The sequence below is a fragment of the Thiomonas arsenitoxydans genome, from assembly GCF_000253115.1.
Taxonomy (GTDB): domain Bacteria; phylum Pseudomonadota; class Gammaproteobacteria; order Burkholderiales; family Burkholderiaceae_C; genus Thiomonas; species Thiomonas arsenitoxydans.
Window position 1 is genome coordinate 738126 of sequence record NC_014145.1, and the last position, 14451, is coordinate 752576.

Sequence of the window (14451 nt, forward strand, 5' to 3'; positions counted from 1 at the left end):
ACGGCGTGCGGGAGGCCGGGAGGGGGATGGGTCTTTGCTCATTTGCCTTTGCGCCTCTTGGGCGCGAGCAGGGTGCCGCGGCAGTTGGGGGCGCCGCAGCGGCAGGCATAGTCGCGCTTGAGTTTGGCGGTGTAGCGGGCGTCGAGTTCGAGGGCGTAGTCGAAGAACAATTCTTCGCCGGGGGCGATGTCGCGCAGGGCGTCGATGAACACGCGGCTGCCGACTTGCTGCGCTTCGCAGTTGGGCGCGCAGGAGTGGTTGATCCAGCGGGCGCTGTTGCCTTTCACGCCGCCGTCGATCACGGTGTCGTCGCCCAGCGAGAAGTAGAAGGTGTGATTGGGCTGGGCCGGGTCGCGCGGGTGGCGGCGCAGGGCCTCGGGCCAGTCGATGCGCTCGCCCTTGTATTCCAGCAGACGCTGCCCGGCGTGGATGGGGCGGCGGGCGAACACCCCGCGGCCGTGGATGGGAGAATCTTGCACCTGGGTGTAGGGGCCGCCGGAGGGAGCAACGGCGGGGGCGGGGCGGCTTTTGGGCATCGGTGGTCAGGGCGAGACGGGTGGGAATGCGCGGCGGCGAAGAAACTCGGTAAAGTAAAAAAAGAGAACGCGAGAGGTGGAGGAGACAAACCGCCCGTGATCGTTCTCGTTATGGTCGAAATCGAGGCATTCTAGGGAGCCGTCATCATGGATCAATCTCGTCGTACTCAGTTGAAATGGTTTGGCGCCGCGCTCGGCGCCGTGGCCGTGCCCGCCTGGGCGCAAAACGTGGCCGAGCAGGCCAACGCGCTGGAGAAAAAAGACAAGAAGGCCGTGCCCTTGCCGAAGGAGGGCAGCGTGTTTGCGCTGCCGCCCACGGTGGAGTTGCTGGGCGGCAAGACGCTGCACACCAAGGACTGGGCGGGCAAGGTGATCGTGCTGGAATACTGGGCTACCTGGTGCCCGTTCTGCGCGCGGCAGATGCCGCATGTCGAGGCGCTTTACAAGAAGGAGCACAGCCGCGGGCTGGAAGTGCTGGCCCTGTCCATCGACAAGAAGGCGGCCGATATTGCGCCGTTTCTCAAGAGCAAGAACTACACCTTTCCGGTGGCGTGGCTGTCGCCCGCGCTGGCCAAGGTGCTTCCCAAACCCGCGGGTCTGCCGGTCACCATTGTCATTGGCCGCGACGGCCGGGTGAAGATGGCCGATTCGGGCGAATTGTTCGCCGAAGACATCGCGGGCATCGCCAAATTTCTTTGATCGCATCCATTCCGTCCTATGAGTAAAACCCTGGTCATCGCCGAAAAGCCCAGCGTGGCACAAGACATCGTGCGCGCGCTGACGCCGCAGTCGGGCAAGTTCGACAAACATGATGAGTATTTCGAGAACGAACAGTATGTCGTGACGTCGGCGGTCGGCCATCTGGTGGAAATCAAGGCGCCGGACGACTTCGAGGTCAAGCGCGGCAAATGGAGCTTCGCCCATCTGCCGGTCATTCCGCCGCACTTCGATCTCAACCCGATCGAGAAGACCAAGAGCCGACTGGCGGCGGTGGTCAAGCAACTCAAGCGCAAGGATGTGACCGCGCTGGTGAACGCCTGCGACGCGGGGCGCGAGGGCGAGCTGATTTTCCGCCTCATCCTGCAATACGCCGAGGGCAAGAAGGCGCTGGACAAGCCGGTGAAGCGGCTGTGGCTGCAGTCGATGACGCCGCAGGCCATCCGCGAAGGGTTCGAGCGTCTGCGCGGCGATGCCGACATGCGGCCGCTGGCCGATGCCGCGCGCAGCCGCAGCGAGGCCGACTGGCTGGTGGGCATCAACGGCACGCGAGCGATGACCGCGTTCAACTCGAAGGACGGCGGCTTTTTCCTCACGCCGGTGGGCCGGGTGCAGACGCCGACGCTGTCCATCGTGGTGACACGCGAGGAGCAGATCCGCAAGCACATTGCCCGCGAATACTTCGAGGTGCACGCGCAGTTTGGCGCGCCCGCCGGGGCGTATGCGGGCAAGTGGTTCGATCCGGCGTTCAAGCGAGGGGAAGATGCAGACGCCCGCGCCGACCGGCTGTGGGACAAGACGCGCGCTGAGGCCATCGTCGCCGCCTGCAACGGACAGCCCGCCACGGTGCGCGACGAATCCAAGCCGTCCACCCAGCTCTCGCCCGCGCTGTTCGACCTCACCTCTTTGCAGCGCGAGGCCAACGGGCGCTTTGGCTTTTCCGCTAAGACCACGCTCGGCTTGGCGCAGGCGCTGTACGAAAAGCACAAGGCGCTGACCTATCCACGAACCGACTCGCGCCATCTGCCCGAAGACTATCTCGCCGTGGCGCGGCAGACCGCGCAGGCGCTGGCCGAGGCGGGCGGGGCCATCGCGCCGCACGCACGCCGCGCGCTGGAGGCCGACTACATCCGCCCGAGCAAGCGCGTGTTCGACAACGCCAAGGTGTCGGATCACTTCGCCATCATCCCCACCACGCAAACGCCCGGCGCACTCACCGAGGCCGAGGCCAAGATTTACGACCTGGTGGCGCGGCGCTTTCTCGCCGTGTTCTTCCCGGCGGCGGAATCTCTGGTGACCACGCGCATCAGCACCGTGGGCGCGCATCAGTTCAAGACCGAGGGCAAGATTCTGGTCAAACCCGGCTGGCTGGAAATCTACGGCAAGGAAGAGCAGGGCGCAGATGACAACCTGCCCGCCGTGAAAGAGGGCGACGCGGTGCAGGCCGAGACCGTGGAACTCAAAGCCCTCAAGACCCGCCCGCCCGCGCGCTACTCCGAAGCGACCTTGCTGGGCGCGATGGAAAACGCGGGCAAGATGGTGGAAGACGAAGAACTCGCCGAGGCGATGTCGGGCAAAGGGCTGGGCACGCCGGCCACCCGCGCGGCCACCATCGAAGGCTTGCTGGCCGAGGCGTATATGGTGCGCGAGGGCCGTGAGCTCATTCCCTCCGCCAAGGCCTTCCAGCTCATGACCCTGCTGCGGGGACTGCAGGTGGAAGAACTCACCAAGCCCGAGCTCACCGGCGGCTGGGAGCACAAGCTGGCGCAAATGGAGCGCGGCCAGCTCTCGCGCGAAGCCTTCATGCGCGACATTGCCGGCATGACCGAAACCATCGTGCGCCGCGCCAAGGAATTCGACCGCGACACCGTGCCCGGCGACTACGCCACACTGCAAACGCCCTGCCCGAACTGCGGCGGCGTGGTCAAGGAGAACTACCACCGCTACGCCTGCACGCAGTGCGATTTTTCCATCGGCAAACATCCGGGCGGACGCAGCTTCGAGCTGGCCGAAGTGGAGCAACTGCTGCGCGACAAGCACCTCGGCCCGCTTACCGGTTTTCGCAGCAAAATGGGCCGCCCGTTCGCCGCCGAACTCAAGCTGGCGCAGGAAGACGGCAAAGGGCAGTGGAAACTCGAATTCGACTTCGGTGACAGCGCGCCCGGCAGCGACGGGGGCGAAGCGCCCGACTTCAGTTCGCAACAGCCGCTGGGCGCTTGCCCCAAATGCGGCAGCGCGGTGTATGAAGCTGGCAGCAGCTATGTGTGCGAAAAGAGCGTGGGCCCGGCGCCGAGCTGCGACTTTCGCAGCGGCAAGATCATTTTGCAGCAGCCCATCGAGCCCGAGCAGATGCGCAAACTGCTTCAGACCGGCCGCACCGATCTGCTCGACGGCTTCGTCTCGGCGCGCACCAAGCGCAAGTTCAAGGCGTTTCTGGTGAAACAAACGGGTGGCAAAATCGGCTTCGAGTTCGAGCCGCGCCCGGCCAAGGCGCCAGCGAAAAAAGCGGCCGCCAAAAAGGCAACGGCGTGACAACAGGGCGTCATGCTGCAAGCGCAAGATGCACGGGATGATCAACGCCGCTCACCATCATGACGACTCGAATTCCATTTGATCTGCGCTGGTTCGCGCACCGCGGCGGGGGCGATGCCGCGCCCGAGAACACGCTGGCGGCGTTCGAAGTCGGCTTCAAGGCCGGTTTTCGCGCGTTTGAATGCGATGTGAAACTCAGTGCCGACGGCGTGCTCTGGCTGCTGCACGACGACACGCTCGACCGCACCACCGATGCGCGCGGCCCGGCGGCGCCCTGGCGCTGGGAAAACCTGCAACTGGTGGATGCCGGAAGCTGGCACAGCGCGACCTTCAAGGGCGAGCCTCCGGCCTCACTCGATCAGGTGCTCGACTTCGCCGCGCGCCATGCGGTCTGGCTGAACCTGGAAATCAAGCCCAACCCGGGGCAGGATGCACAAACCGGCGAGGCCGTGGCGCGCCGCGTGGTGCAGTGGCTGGCCGATCAGCCCTCAGCTCAGCGGCCCTTGCTGTCCTCCTTTTCGCTTGCCGCGCTGCAGGCGGCACGCGCGGTGCTCGACGCCCTGCAGGCCGATGTGCCGCTGGCTTATTTGGTGGAAACCTACGACGCTGCGGCGCTGGAGCAGGCCGTGGCGCTGGGCGCCGAGGGGCTGCATACTGATTGGCAACAGGTGACGCCTGCGGTCGTGGCGGCGGTGCATGCGCGCGGACTGAAGCTGCGCGCCTATACGGTGAATGACGCCAATCAGGCGAGAGCGCTGCTGGCTGACGGGCTGGACGGTCTGTTTACCGACCGCCTGGATCTGCCTTCTCGTTTATAAGTCCGGCGTGCCACAGCTCGGACAGCAACGCCCGGCTGTACTGGCTGGCCACGGCGTGGATGAAGCGGCCGAAGTCGATGTGCGCGGTGTCGTCGGCGCGGTCGGAAATGGTGCGCACCAGCGCGAAAGGCACGTCGTAATCGCGGCAGACCTGCGCCACTGCGGCACCCTCCATCTCTACCACTAGCGCGTCGGGCAGCGCGTGGCGCAGCGCGTCGCTGTCGGCGCGGGTGGAGATAAAGCGGTCACCGCTGACAATCAGCCCGCGATGCACGCACGGGGCGTGCAGCCCGAAGGCCTGGCGGGTCTGGGCATCAATCAAGGGCTCGGCCTGCGGTGACAAAAGCCGCTGCGCAGCGGCGTGCAGGCGGTCGGTGAGCGCGCGGTTCGCGGCGAAGTGCGTCAACCCCGTGTCGGGCACTTCGTATTGCGGATAGAGCGGTCGGGCATCGAGGTCGTGCTGCAGCAGCGTGTCGGCAATCACCAGATCGCCCACTGCCACGCCGTCTCCCAGGCCGCCAGCCACGCCGGTGAACAGCAGCGCGTCGCAGCCGAATTCGACAATCAGGCTGGTGGTCGTGGCGGCCGCCGCCACTTTACCGATGCCGCACAGCACCAGCACCACTTCGCTGCCCCACAGCGTGCCCAGGGTGTAGTCGCGGCTGCCGTGACGCACGCAGCGCGGCTGCTGCAAACATTCCAGCAAACCCTGTTGCTCCTGCGCAATGGCGCTGACGATGCCGAAACGCGCCGCGTTCATCGCTTGCGCCCGATGCGGCTTAGCCGGGTCAGGCCGAACGCTGTTTGCTCTGTGTCAAACCGTAAACTGTGTACGGATTTATTCTCACGCATCGTCAACAACAGGGAGAAAGACATCATGGGATCTGCTTGGCAAGGATTGCTCGGCACCGATTATGGTCTGTTCAGCTTGATTGGCAGCATTTTCATGCTGGGCATCGGCGTATTTTTTATCTGGTTTTTCAGCCGCAAAATTCAGCAGAGCGCCGACGAGCATGCGCGCGAACTGCGCAAAGGCGCAAACAAGCCGCCAGTCAACAACGGCCGTGGCTGAGGGCGTCTGTTTTTGGCTGACGCTGCCTATTCGGCGACCCCTTCGGCGAATCCCTCGGCAACCCCTTCGGCTGGCTGATCCCCCGGGCTAACCCTGCGCGCTTCAGCCGCGGGTTGACGTATGCTCTCGCCGGTTACAAAAAAAGACAAGTCATTTCACAACACAACAAATCAACGGAGATCGCCATGCAGCGTCGTCAAGCAGTCATTGGTCTGGGGTTGGCCGCAGCCGGTTTGGGTCTGAGTCCCCTGGTGCGGGCGCAACAGCCCATCGTCATCAAGTTCAGCCATGTGGTCGCGCCCAACACCCCCAAAGGGCAGGCCGCCGAATACTTCAAAAAATTGGCGGAAGAGCGCACCAAGGGCCGGGTGAAGGTGGAGGTCTATCCCAACAGCCAGCTCTATAAAGACAAGGAGGAAATGGAGGCGCTGCAGCTCGGTTCTGTGCAGATGCTCGCGCCTTCGCTGGCCAAGTTCGGACCGCTGGGGGCCAAGGAATTCGAATTGTTCGACCTGCCCTACATCTTCGACGACTACACCGCCCTGCACAAGATCACGCAAGGCCCCATCGGCGCCGGGCTGCTGAAAAAGCTCGAATCCAAGGGCATTCTCGGTTTGGCCTATTGGGACAACGGCTTCAAGGACATGAGCGCCAACAAGCCGCTGCGCAATCCCGCAGACGCCAAGGGCCTGAAGATGCGCATCCAGTCGAGCAAGATTCTTGAGATGGAAATGCGCGCCATCGGCGCCATCCCTCAGGTACTGGCGTTCTCCGAGGTGTATCAGGCGCTGCAGACCGGGGTGGTGGACGGCACCGAGAATCCGCCGTCCAACTTCTACACCCAGAAATTCTATGAAGTGCAGAAGGCCATGACGCAGACCCAGCACGGATATTTGGGTTACGCAGTCATCGTCAACCAGAAGTTCTGGGATGGCTTGCCGGCCGACATCCGCAAAACCCTCGACCAGGCCATGGTCGAAGCCACCGATTTCGCCAACAAAGTGGCGAAGAAGGACAACGACGACGCCACCGAAGCGGTGCGCAAGTCGGGCAAGTGCGAGGTCATCGCCCTCACTCCGGCCGAGCGTCTGGCTTGGAAAAAGGCGATGGTGCCGGTTTACAAACAGGCCGAGTCGCGCGTGCCCAAGGCGCTGATGGACTCTGTGTTCAAGGCGACCGGTTTCGATCCCGCCAAGCTCTGAGTCGTTCAGAATCGATGTGCGAAGCCCGTGCCCAGCGGCATGGGCTTTTGTCGTTCTGCGCGCCTGACAACCCCCTTCCTGATCGGACCCTCCCATGTCTGCTCTTGCCCTGTTCAACCGCGTGCTCGACCGGTTGGAAGAGACGCTGATCGCCATTCTGATGGCGGCGGCGACCTTGCTCATTTTTGTTGCCGTCGTGCATCGCTATATGGCGGGCTTCGCTATTCCCGGCCTGCAGGACTGGCTGTTGTCGCTCAACTTGAGCTGGGCGCAGGAACTCTGCATCTATATGTTCGTGTGGATGGCCAAGTTCGGCGCGGCGTATGGCGTGCGCACCGGCATCCATGTGGGCGTGGACGTGTTGGTCAACCGCCTTGCGCCGGAAAAACAAAAAACCGTCATTCTATTCGGCCTGCTAGCCGGAGCGCTGTTCACCGGCACGGTTGCGGTCATGGGGGCGAACTTTGTCTGGCATGTCGGCCATACCGTCCAGACTTCGCCCGATCTCGAAGTGCCGATGTGGTGGGTGTACCTGGCGATTCCGCTCGGATCGTCGTTGATGTGCTACCGCTTTTTGCAGGTCGCTTGGCGCTTCAACCGCGACGGGCAATTGCCGCACCACGATCCGGGAGCGGTTGAAGGGCTGGATGAGCCGATGGAGATTGCGCCCGGTGCGGACAACATTCATCCGGTGCCGCAGATGGGAGGTGCGAAATGAGCGCGCTGATCATTTTCGCCCTGCTGCTCGTCCTGATGCTCACGGGCATGCCCATTTCCATCGCCCTCGGGCTGACGGTGCTCACCTTCTTGTTCACCATGACCGATGTGCCCATCCAGGCCGTGGCGCTCAAGCTGTTCACCGGGATCGAGAACTTCGAGATCATGGCGATTCCGTTCTTCATTCTGGCCGGCAACTTTCTGACCCACGGCGGCGTGGCGCGCCGCATGATCACCTTCGCCAGCAGCCTCATCGGACATTGGGCGGGCGGGCTGGGGCTGGCCGGGGTGCTGGCTTGCGCGCTGTTCGCCGCGGTGTCGGGGTCCAGCCCGGCCACCGTGGTGGCGATCGGCTCCATATTGATGCCGGCCATGGTCAAGGCCGGGTTTCCGCCACGCTTCGGCGCCGGGGTCATCACCACCTCGGGCGCGCTGGGCATTCTCATTCCGCCGTCGATCGTGATGGTGCTGTATTCAGTTTCCACCAATTCGTCGGTGGGCGCGCTGTTCATGGCCGGGGTGGTGCCCGGCATCATGCTGGCCACCATGCTGGGCGTGACCACCTGGTGGCGCGCCTGGCGAGGCAAGTACCCGCGTCAGCCTCGGGCGACGTGGGCGCAGCGCGGCAAGGCGCTGCGCGAGAGTTTCTGGGGGCTGATGCTCATCCTCATCGTGCTGGGCGGCATCTACAGCGGCATGTTCACCCCCACCGAGGCGGCGGCGATGAGCGCGGTGTACGCCTTCATCATCGCCGTGTTCGTCTACAAGGATCTCAAGCTCAGCGATGTGCCGCGGGTGCTGCTGGCTTCGGCCAATATGAGCGCCATGCTGCTCTACATCATCACCAACGCGGTGCTGTTCTCGTTCCTGATGACCTCGGAGCACATTCCCCAAAACATGGCGCAGTGGCTGCTGGGCGCGGGCCTGGGGCCGATTGCCTTCCTGCTGCTGGTGAATGTGTTGCTGCTGGTGGCCGGCAATGTGATGGAGCCTTCGAGTATCGTGCTGATTCTCGCGCCCATTCTGTTTCCGGTGGCCATGCAACTGGGCATCGACCCGATCCACTTCGGCATCATCATGGTGGTGAATATGGAAGTGGGCATGTGCCACCCGCCGGTGGGCCTCAACCTTTATGTCGCCAGCGGCATCGCCAAGATGGGCATCACCGAACTCACCATCGCGGTGTGGCCTTGGCTGCTGACCATGCTGGTGTTTCTGGGCCTGGTGACCTATATCCCGGCAATCAGCCTGGCGTTTCCCCGCTGGCTGGGCATGGTGCAGTGAACCCCAGCGCGGCTCAGGCCGCCTGCGCTTCGTCGGGCTGGCTGCAAGTCCACTTCTCGCCCATGTCGGACGAGAGGTAGCCGACCAGGCGGAAGTTGTCTTGCGTGGCGCCATTTGGCAGAGTGCGGTAAATGGCTACGCCGTAAGCCCCTCGCAGCCGGGCGTGCTCCGCCTTGGCCAGCGCCTCGACGACTGCGTGGTCGCCGACGGCCACGACATAACTGTGCTGCTCGGCCTCGCCGTGGTGGAAGGCCTGGGCGAAATAGATGAATGTGTTGGCGTTTGTCATGGAAAACCTCCTTGCGTAAGCCGAATAATCGATGCGAAAAGCATAGGACGTTCTGCGCTGGATCAGATGATGAAATCGTGACAAACGATAACGAGGTGGGGCCGTCGAGCGGCCCGGCTGCGATCAAACTGAGATGCGCCCCGCTGCTCGCGGAGCGCATCGGCTTTGCGCTTGACCACTTCGCCGATCAGATCGCCGTCCACAGATAGAGGTAGAGGGTATTCATATCCCGTGCATTGGTGCCGGCGCCGTCAAAATTGGTTTTGGCCCCGAGATATTTGTTGTACAGCGTGTACTGCAAACCGATCCGCAGATTTTTCTCGGGGTTGACCCAGCTCTTGCCAAACGGATTCCAGTCGATTTCAAAAATGGCGCCGTTGGTATTCGGGCTGTTGGTGCGCGAGCTGTAACCGTTGCCATAAACTGCGGCATCGGAGGAGCCTGTGGTTTGAAACAGCCCAAGCGTTGCCCCGTAAGTATTGTCACGCCAGTAGGCCACGTTCAGATTGGCCGAGTTCAGCGTGTTGCTGCCGTTACTCGCGTTGCCTTGCAACAGCGCTTGGTTCAGGTTCTGGCGTTCGTGCATATAGATGGCGTTTGCGGTGATGATGTTCGGGCCGCCATTGAGGAATTGATAGGTCGCATCCAGTCCGATGTCGTGATAGTCGTCTGTGGGCAGTCCGGGCAGACCGCTGGTGTTGATGCGGGCGTCAAATCCCAGCAGGCCGGCCTCGAATACATGAGGGCCGACGGTTTTGGAGTACCACAGCCGCCAGTAGGGCGCTTCGCCTTGCAGGGAGGCGTTGCCCGCATGCAGTGCGTTGGCCCAGTAAGTCGAAAGGTTGTGATAGGCCCCAGCCTCCGCATACCAGCTGTTGTCAATCATCGTGTACGCCGTGGCGCCCACGACACTTTGCCCCAGGTTGTAAATGACGGGGGATACCGTCGGACCGCTGTTGCCGAATGGCGGCGCCATATAGCTGTATTGCCAAGCGGGCGTGGTGTTCCACACGTCCGACAGAGTGGGGTTGTTGTTCAGACTCATGCCGAACAGGCCGCTGGCGGAGCCGAGTGTGTAGGCGTGGGCGTAGCGCAGCTCGGTGTTGTCCCAGGCCAGGTTTTGCGAACCTGGGTCGGAATAGGTGGCCTGCCCCAGCATGCCCACGTGGTCGGTAATGCGACCCGCCAGAAAAATGGAGGCCTGCTGCAGCGCGGTGAAGTTGTCGTTGGCGCTGAATCCTGCGGGCGGCGAGCCCATGTAGTTGTTGTTGCCATAGCTCTGCGCCTGGTGGGTGTAAGAAGCCACTAGCATGGCCGACAGCGGAATGTGTTTTTTTCCGTCGCTCAGGGTGTAGCCATCGAGCTTGAACGCCCGGCCGAAAGGCGTGAGCTGCGGGCCGAAGCCGCCGACGTGACAGGCGATGCAGTCCTGCCCGGTCTGGCGGGCAAAGGCGGGCACGGCTTGCGCGTTGGGCGCCCACGCCAGGCAGCCGATCAAGCCGGTCAACGCCGCGAGGCTGTATTTCAATCTGCGCGCAGACTCACGCTGTCGGGTGAAGAACTGGCGGAAAAAAACGTTTTGTGAACAAGGGATGAGAGACATGACGACCTCCATGTTTTTCCTTGCGGCGACTGCGACAAATTGGCGCACAACGCTGAAGGGGTTTTGTCATGTCTGCATTCTGGACGCCCTGTGTTCCGCGAGCTTGATTCAAGTCAACGACATCTAAATACTTGAATGTAATCAGATGCAACGCCTGAGCGCCTCAGAAGGGTCAGCGCAGCCCGGCCCTGGGGCGCTCAGAAGAACAGGGCGTTGATCTGATCGATATAAGCCTGCATGGCCTCGGCGCGGGGCATGCCTTTGCGTGCGGCCCAGGCATCCCATTTGGCACGGGCGACGAAATCGGTCATGCCGGGGCGCTCGCCCGAAACGTCGCCCGCACTGCCTTGTTTGTACAGGCCGTAGAGTTGCAGCAGGGTTTGGTTGTCGGGGCGGGTGGTGAGGGTCTTGGAATGGGCGACGGCAGCGCCGAAGGCGGTCTGAAGCTCGGCGGAAATGGGGGTGTCGGTCATGAGAAAAAGCACGGTCGTTCGAGAGTGCGCATCATACGGCCCGGGTAGGCGGCGGTCTTAAGCCGATCCTCAGGCGGCGTCGTTAGGCTGCGACAGCTGAGGGCATGTCCGTACTGTGACAACGGCTGCGCCCTCACAGGCACAATGCCGCAGTTTTCGCGTTTTCGGGAGCCGTTTGCCTCATGCCACCTCAAGCCTCTCCACAGTCGTATCGCTTCGCCCTCAGACATTTCTATTCGCTCGCCAAACCGTACTTGGTTTCGGAAGAGAAAAAAAAGGGCTGGGGTCTGCTTTTGCTGGTGCTGGCGATGAATCTGGCGCTGGTTTGGGTGAATGTGAAGCTCACGCAGTGGAACGGCGATTTTTTCAATGCGCTGCAGGCGAAGAATTTCGGCGCGTTCAAGCAACTGCTGCTGTATTTCACTGGCTACGCCTTTCTCTACATCGCGCTGGCGGTGTATTCGCAGTACTTTTTGCAGATGCTGCAGATCAACTGGCGGCGCTGGATGACCGAGGTGTTTCTCAAAGACTGGCTCTCTGGCGGCACGCATTACCGCATGTCGCTGCGGCAGGGCAACACCGACAACCCGGACCAGCGCATCGCCGACGACATCGGCGGTTTCATCAACGGCAGCCTGAATCTGTTTTTCGGCTTCGTCTCCTCGCTGGTCACGCTGTTTTCTTTTCTGGTCATGTTGTGGATGCTGTCGGGCGCGGTCACCCTGTTCGGCATCACCATTCCCGGTTACATGGTGTGGGTCGCCATTCTGTATGCCGGGGTGGGCAGCGTGCTGGCGCATTGGGTGGGCAAGCCGCTGATTCGGCTCAACTTCTACCAGCAGCGCTACGAGGCGGATTTCCGCTTCGGTCTGGCGCGTACCCGCGAACACGACGAAGGCATTGCGCTCTACAACGGCGAGCAGCGCGAACTGGCCGGACACCGCGACCGCTTTGCCAATGTGTGGAGCAACTGGTGGGGCATCATGAAGCGGCAGAAGCTGTTCACCTGGTACAGCGCGTTTTATGGCCAACTCGCCATCATCTTCCCCATCCTGGTGGCCGCGCCGCGTTACTTTGCCGGGCAGATTCAACTCGGCGGCCTGACGCAGACGGCGCAGGCCTTCGGTCAGGTGCAGGGCGCGATGTCCTGGTTCATCGGCGCGTACACCAGCATTGCCGACTGGCGCGCCACCGTCGAGCGTCTGCAGACCTTTGTCGAGGCCATGCAAAACGCGCAGAGTCATCCGCCTACGCCCACGGCGCCCGCTTCCGCAGGTCTGCCCTCAGACCGGTCATCAAGCGCTGCGATCGCTTCGGCCGGTGTGGTGCCGCTGCGCAGCGCGCGCGAGTCGGTGGCGCTGGGCGATCTGCTGCTGCTCTCTCCCGACGGACGGCCGCTGCTGCAATGCGCGGGCGAGCACATCAGCCGCGGCCAGCACACCCTGTTCACCGGGCCGTCGGGCAGCGGCAAGAGCACGCTGGTGCGCTGGCTCGCCGGTATCTGGCCCTACGCGCTCAACACCGCGCACGCGCATGCGCCATCGGGCCGTACGCTGTTCCTGCCGCAAAAGCCGTATCTGCCGCTGGGCACGCTCAAACAGGCGCTCACCTATCCGCAAAGCCCGGAAGACTTCAGTGCCGCGCAAATCAGCGAGGCGCTGCAACTCGCCCGCGTGCCTTATCTGGAAGCCGCGCTGGAGCAGACCGATACCTGGATGCAACGCCTCTCGCCCGGCGAGCAGCAGCGCCTGGCCGTGGCCCGCGCCCTGCTCATCGCCCCGGACTGGCTGTTCATGGACGAGGCCACCAGCGCGCTCGATGCACCAACCGAACGCGCCATGTACGCGCTTTTGCAGCAGCGTCTGCCCGACGCCACGCTGGTCAGTGTGGCGCACCGTGTGGGCGTGATCGGATTTCATGCGCAGATTTACACGGTCGTGGCCGACCCCTCGGGCGAAGGCCCGGCGCGCATGGAAAAACGCGATGCCGAGCGGGCGCAAAAGGCAGCGCTGGGCGACGAGGGTGTACCGGGGGCGCCAGCCTTCGCATCGTGATGCGGCGGTGATGCTGCTTTCTGACGATCTGTCCGCCGCCGGGTTTGACCAGCCCTTCGAGCTGCTGCGCGGCTGCCATGCCCGCATCACCCGCATGGACGCTCTGCTGCTGCGGCTGATCGATCATGTGGCGCTCAAGGAAACGCAAGGCCGCCCCAAGTTTGCTTGTTCCCCACGGGGCGCGGGGCGGCGTGCCGACCCTGGGGGCGCACAAGAAGGTACGGACGCACAGGCGCAGCAGGCGGCCGACAAAGTGCTGCGCTACTTCGATGTAGCCGCGCCGCTGCACCATGAAGACGAGGAGCTGCATGTGTTTCCGCTGCTGCGCGCTTCGGCGGCAGGGTGGGGGACGGCGACGACGCGGTGCTGGAAACGCTTGAAAGCGATCACCGCGTGCTGGACGTGCTATGGGCCGAGTTGCGCGACTGGCTGCTGCAAGTGAAAGCCGCGCAGGCCCTGCCCGCGTCGGCGCTCATCGCCAATGCGGCGCAACGCTTCAGCGCCCTGCACGCCGCGCATATTGCCATCGAAAACACGCGGATTTTTCCGGCCGCGCAAGCGCGCATGAATGCCGCCCAAATCACGGCGATGGGCCAGGACATGGCTGCTCGCCGTGGAGTGCGCTGGCCTTCCGATTAGGGCCTGTTCACGCTATTGGTGTGAGAAAGGCGTGATCGCCTGTCGCGGTTTCGCAGCGCTGCGCGTTACTTCAGAACCTGCTCCCACGACACACGAGGTCATCGCCATGTCTCAACCGCTCATTCCCGCTGCACTCAACACCCCGAAGCGTCGCCTCGCGGCTCTGATCTTGCCTGCTGTTGCCGCGCTGGGGCTGGGCGGTTGCGTGGTGGCGCCCGTGCCGCCGCAATATGGCTACGGCGCGCCTGCGTATGACGTGGTCAATGTGCCGCCTCCCGCCCCGCAGTACGAGGCGGTCGGTGTGGCGCCTTACCCCGGAGCGGTGTGGATCACCGGCTATTGGGGCTGGGCAAACGGTCGCTACGTGTGGAACCGGGGCTACTGGCACGCGCCACGCCCTGGCTACCGTTGGGTGCCGCATCGCTGGGTGCAGCAAGGCGGCGGTTGGCACGGTCAGGGCGGCCGCTGGGAACGGCGCTGATCCTCCAAGGGATGCGCAGCCGTGATGCGGCGCG

At 63.3% G+C, this 14451-nt stretch carries 16 protein-coding genes; 11 read left to right on the forward strand and 5 right to left on the reverse strand.

What is annotated here, in order from left to right; genetic code table 11:
* Window positions 1-38: 38 nt before the first annotated feature.
* Complete coding sequence (locus tag THI_RS03410) at window positions 39-536, reverse strand: SET domain-containing protein (protein WP_013104827.1); 498 nt, start codon at window positions 534-536, stop codon at window positions 39-41.
* 147 nt (window positions 537-683) lie between these two features.
* Between THI_RS03410 and THI_RS03415 the strand changes: the two genes are divergently transcribed.
* The 3 genes from THI_RS03415 to THI_RS03425 are packed head-to-tail and all read left to right on the forward strand — an operon-like array spanning window position 684 to window position 4603.
* Window positions 684-1235: a TlpA disulfide reductase family protein gene (locus THI_RS03415; protein ID WP_013104828.1), complete on the forward strand. Its 552-nt coding sequence runs from the start codon at window positions 684-686 to the stop codon at window positions 1233-1235.
* Between the two features lie 18 nt (window positions 1236-1253).
* Window positions 1254-3785 (forward strand): DNA topoisomerase III, encoded by a 2532-nt coding sequence (locus tag THI_RS03420; RefSeq protein ID WP_013104829.1) that lies wholly within the window; start codon window positions 1254-1256, stop codon window positions 3783-3785.
* A 59-nt stretch (window positions 3786-3844) separates the two neighbouring features.
* Window positions 3845-4603, forward strand: coding sequence for a glycerophosphodiester phosphodiesterase family protein (locus THI_RS03425; RefSeq protein WP_013104830.1), 759 nt, complete (start codon window positions 3845-3847; stop codon window positions 4601-4603).
* Here the strand turns inward: THI_RS03425 and THI_RS03430 are convergent.
* A complete protein-coding gene (locus THI_RS03430; protein ID WP_013104831.1) occupies window positions 4569-5363 on the reverse strand; it encodes a 5'-methylthioadenosine/adenosylhomocysteine nucleosidase in 795 nt (264 codons plus the stop codon). The genes THI_RS03425 and THI_RS03430 overlap by 35 nt on opposite strands.
* Before the next feature lie 51 nt (window positions 5364-5414).
* On the opposite strand from THI_RS03430, the gene THI_RS03435 reads away from it, so the two are divergent.
* The 4 genes from THI_RS03435 to THI_RS03450 all read left to right on the forward strand — a co-directional run bounded on the left by THI_RS03435 (window position 5415) and on the right by THI_RS03450 (window position 8878).
* Complete coding sequence (locus THI_RS03435) at window positions 5415-5675, forward strand: DUF3149 domain-containing protein (protein ID WP_231836365.1); 261 nt, start codon at window positions 5415-5417, stop codon at window positions 5673-5675.
* Window positions 5676-5860: 185 nt separating this feature from the next.
* Window positions 5861-6877 carry a TRAP transporter substrate-binding protein gene (locus THI_RS03440; protein WP_013104833.1) on the forward strand — a complete coding sequence of 339 codons (1017 nt, stop codon included), beginning with the start codon at window positions 5861-5863 and terminating at the stop codon, window positions 6875-6877.
* A 94-nt stretch (window positions 6878-6971) separates the two neighbouring features.
* The gene (locus tag THI_RS03445) at window positions 6972-7595 is read left to right on the forward strand and encodes a TRAP transporter small permease (protein ID WP_013104834.1); all 624 of its coding nucleotides are present in this window, start codon (window positions 6972-6974) and stop codon (window positions 7593-7595) included.
* Entirely contained in the window at window positions 7592-8878 is a 1287-nt protein-coding gene (locus tag THI_RS03450) for a TRAP transporter large permease (RefSeq protein ID WP_013104835.1), read from the forward strand. The genes THI_RS03445 and THI_RS03450 overlap by 4 nt, the downstream gene beginning before the upstream one ends.
* 13 nt (window positions 8879-8891) lie before the next feature.
* Here THI_RS03450 and THI_RS03455 read toward each other — a convergent pair whose 3' ends face one another.
* The 3 genes from THI_RS03455 to THI_RS03465 all read right to left on the reverse strand — a co-directional run bounded on the left by THI_RS03455 (window position 8892) and on the right by THI_RS03465 (window position 11243).
* Window positions 8892-9167, reverse strand: a complete 276-nt coding sequence (locus THI_RS03455; RefSeq protein ID WP_013104836.1) for a hypothetical protein — start codon at window positions 9165-9167, stop codon at window positions 8892-8894.
* Window positions 9168-9354: 187 nt separating this feature from the next.
* Window positions 9355-10770, reverse strand: coding sequence for a hypothetical protein (locus tag THI_RS03460; protein ID WP_013104837.1), 1416 nt, complete (start codon window positions 10768-10770; stop codon window positions 9355-9357).
* A 197-nt stretch (window positions 10771-10967) separates the two neighbouring features.
* On the reverse strand, window positions 10968-11243 hold the full coding sequence (locus THI_RS03465) for an acyl-CoA-binding protein (protein ID WP_013104838.1): 276 nt from the start codon (window positions 11241-11243) through the stop codon (window positions 10968-10970).
* A 182-nt stretch (window positions 11244-11425) separates the two neighbouring features.
* Between THI_RS03465 and THI_RS03470 the strand changes: the two genes are divergently transcribed.
* The 4 genes from THI_RS03470 to THI_RS03480 all read left to right on the forward strand — a co-directional run bounded on the left by THI_RS03470 (window position 11426) and on the right by THI_RS03480 (window position 14417).
* The gene (locus tag THI_RS03470; protein WP_013104839.1) at window positions 11426-13297 is read left to right on the forward strand and encodes an ABC transporter ATP-binding protein/permease; all 1872 of its coding nucleotides are present in this window, start codon (window positions 11426-11428) and stop codon (window positions 13295-13297) included.
* A 10-nt stretch (window positions 13298-13307) separates the two neighbouring features.
* Window positions 13308-13739: a hemerythrin domain-containing protein gene (locus THI_RS03475; protein ID WP_013104840.1), complete on the forward strand. Its 432-nt coding sequence runs from the start codon at window positions 13308-13310 to the stop codon at window positions 13737-13739.
* Complete coding sequence (locus THI_RS18730) at window positions 13691-13936, forward strand: hypothetical protein (protein ID WP_050985907.1); 246 nt, start codon at window positions 13691-13693, stop codon at window positions 13934-13936. Before THI_RS03475 ends, THI_RS18730 begins: the two co-directional genes overlap by 49 nt.
* 106 nt (window positions 13937-14042) lie before the next feature.
* Window positions 14043-14417, forward strand: a complete 375-nt coding sequence (locus tag THI_RS03480) for a hypothetical protein (protein WP_013104842.1) — start codon at window positions 14043-14045, stop codon at window positions 14415-14417.
* The last annotated feature ends 34 nt before the right edge of the window (window positions 14418-14451 follow it).

Bases quoted from the DNA above. Each gene is read 5' to 3' on its own strand.
- THI_RS03410 (WP_013104827.1), bottom strand. From the start codon at position 536: ATGCCCAAAAGCCGCCCCGCCCCCGCCGTTGCTCCCTCCGGCGGCCCC.
- THI_RS03415 (WP_013104828.1), top strand. From the start codon at position 684: ATGGATCAATCTCGTCGTACTCAGTTGAAATGGTTTGGCGCCGCGCTC.
- THI_RS03420 (WP_013104829.1), top strand. From the start codon at position 1,254: ATGAGTAAAACCCTGGTCATCGCCGAAAAGCCCAGCGTGGCACAAGAC.
- THI_RS03425 (WP_013104830.1), top strand. From the start codon at position 3,845: ATGACGACTCGAATTCCATTTGATCTGCGCTGGTTCGCGCACCGCGGC.
- THI_RS03430 (WP_013104831.1), bottom strand. From the start codon at position 5,363: ATGAACGCGGCGCGTTTCGGCATCGTCAGCGCCATTGCGCAGGAGCAA.
- THI_RS03440 (WP_013104833.1), top strand. From the start codon at position 5,861: ATGCAGCGTCGTCAAGCAGTCATTGGTCTGGGGTTGGCCGCAGCCGGT.
- THI_RS03445 (WP_013104834.1), top strand. From the start codon at position 6,972: ATGTCTGCTCTTGCCCTGTTCAACCGCGTGCTCGACCGGTTGGAAGAG.
- THI_RS03450 (WP_013104835.1), top strand. From the start codon at position 7,592: ATGAGCGCGCTGATCATTTTCGCCCTGCTGCTCGTCCTGATGCTCACG.
- THI_RS03455 (WP_013104836.1), bottom strand. From the start codon at position 9,167: ATGACAAACGCCAACACATTCATCTATTTCGCCCAGGCCTTCCACCAC.
- THI_RS03460 (WP_013104837.1), bottom strand. From the start codon at position 10,770: ATGTCTCTCATCCCTTGTTCACAAAACGTTTTTTTCCGCCAGTTCTTC.
- THI_RS03465 (WP_013104838.1), bottom strand. From the start codon at position 11,243: ATGACCGACACCCCCATTTCCGCCGAGCTTCAGACCGCCTTCGGCGCT.
- THI_RS03470 (WP_013104839.1), top strand. From the start codon at position 11,426: ATGCCACCTCAAGCCTCTCCACAGTCGTATCGCTTCGCCCTCAGACAT.
- THI_RS03475 (WP_013104840.1), top strand. From the start codon at position 13,308: ATGCTGCTTTCTGACGATCTGTCCGCCGCCGGGTTTGACCAGCCCTTC.
- THI_RS03480 (WP_013104842.1), top strand. From the start codon at position 14,043: ATGTCTCAACCGCTCATTCCCGCTGCACTCAACACCCCGAAGCGTCGC.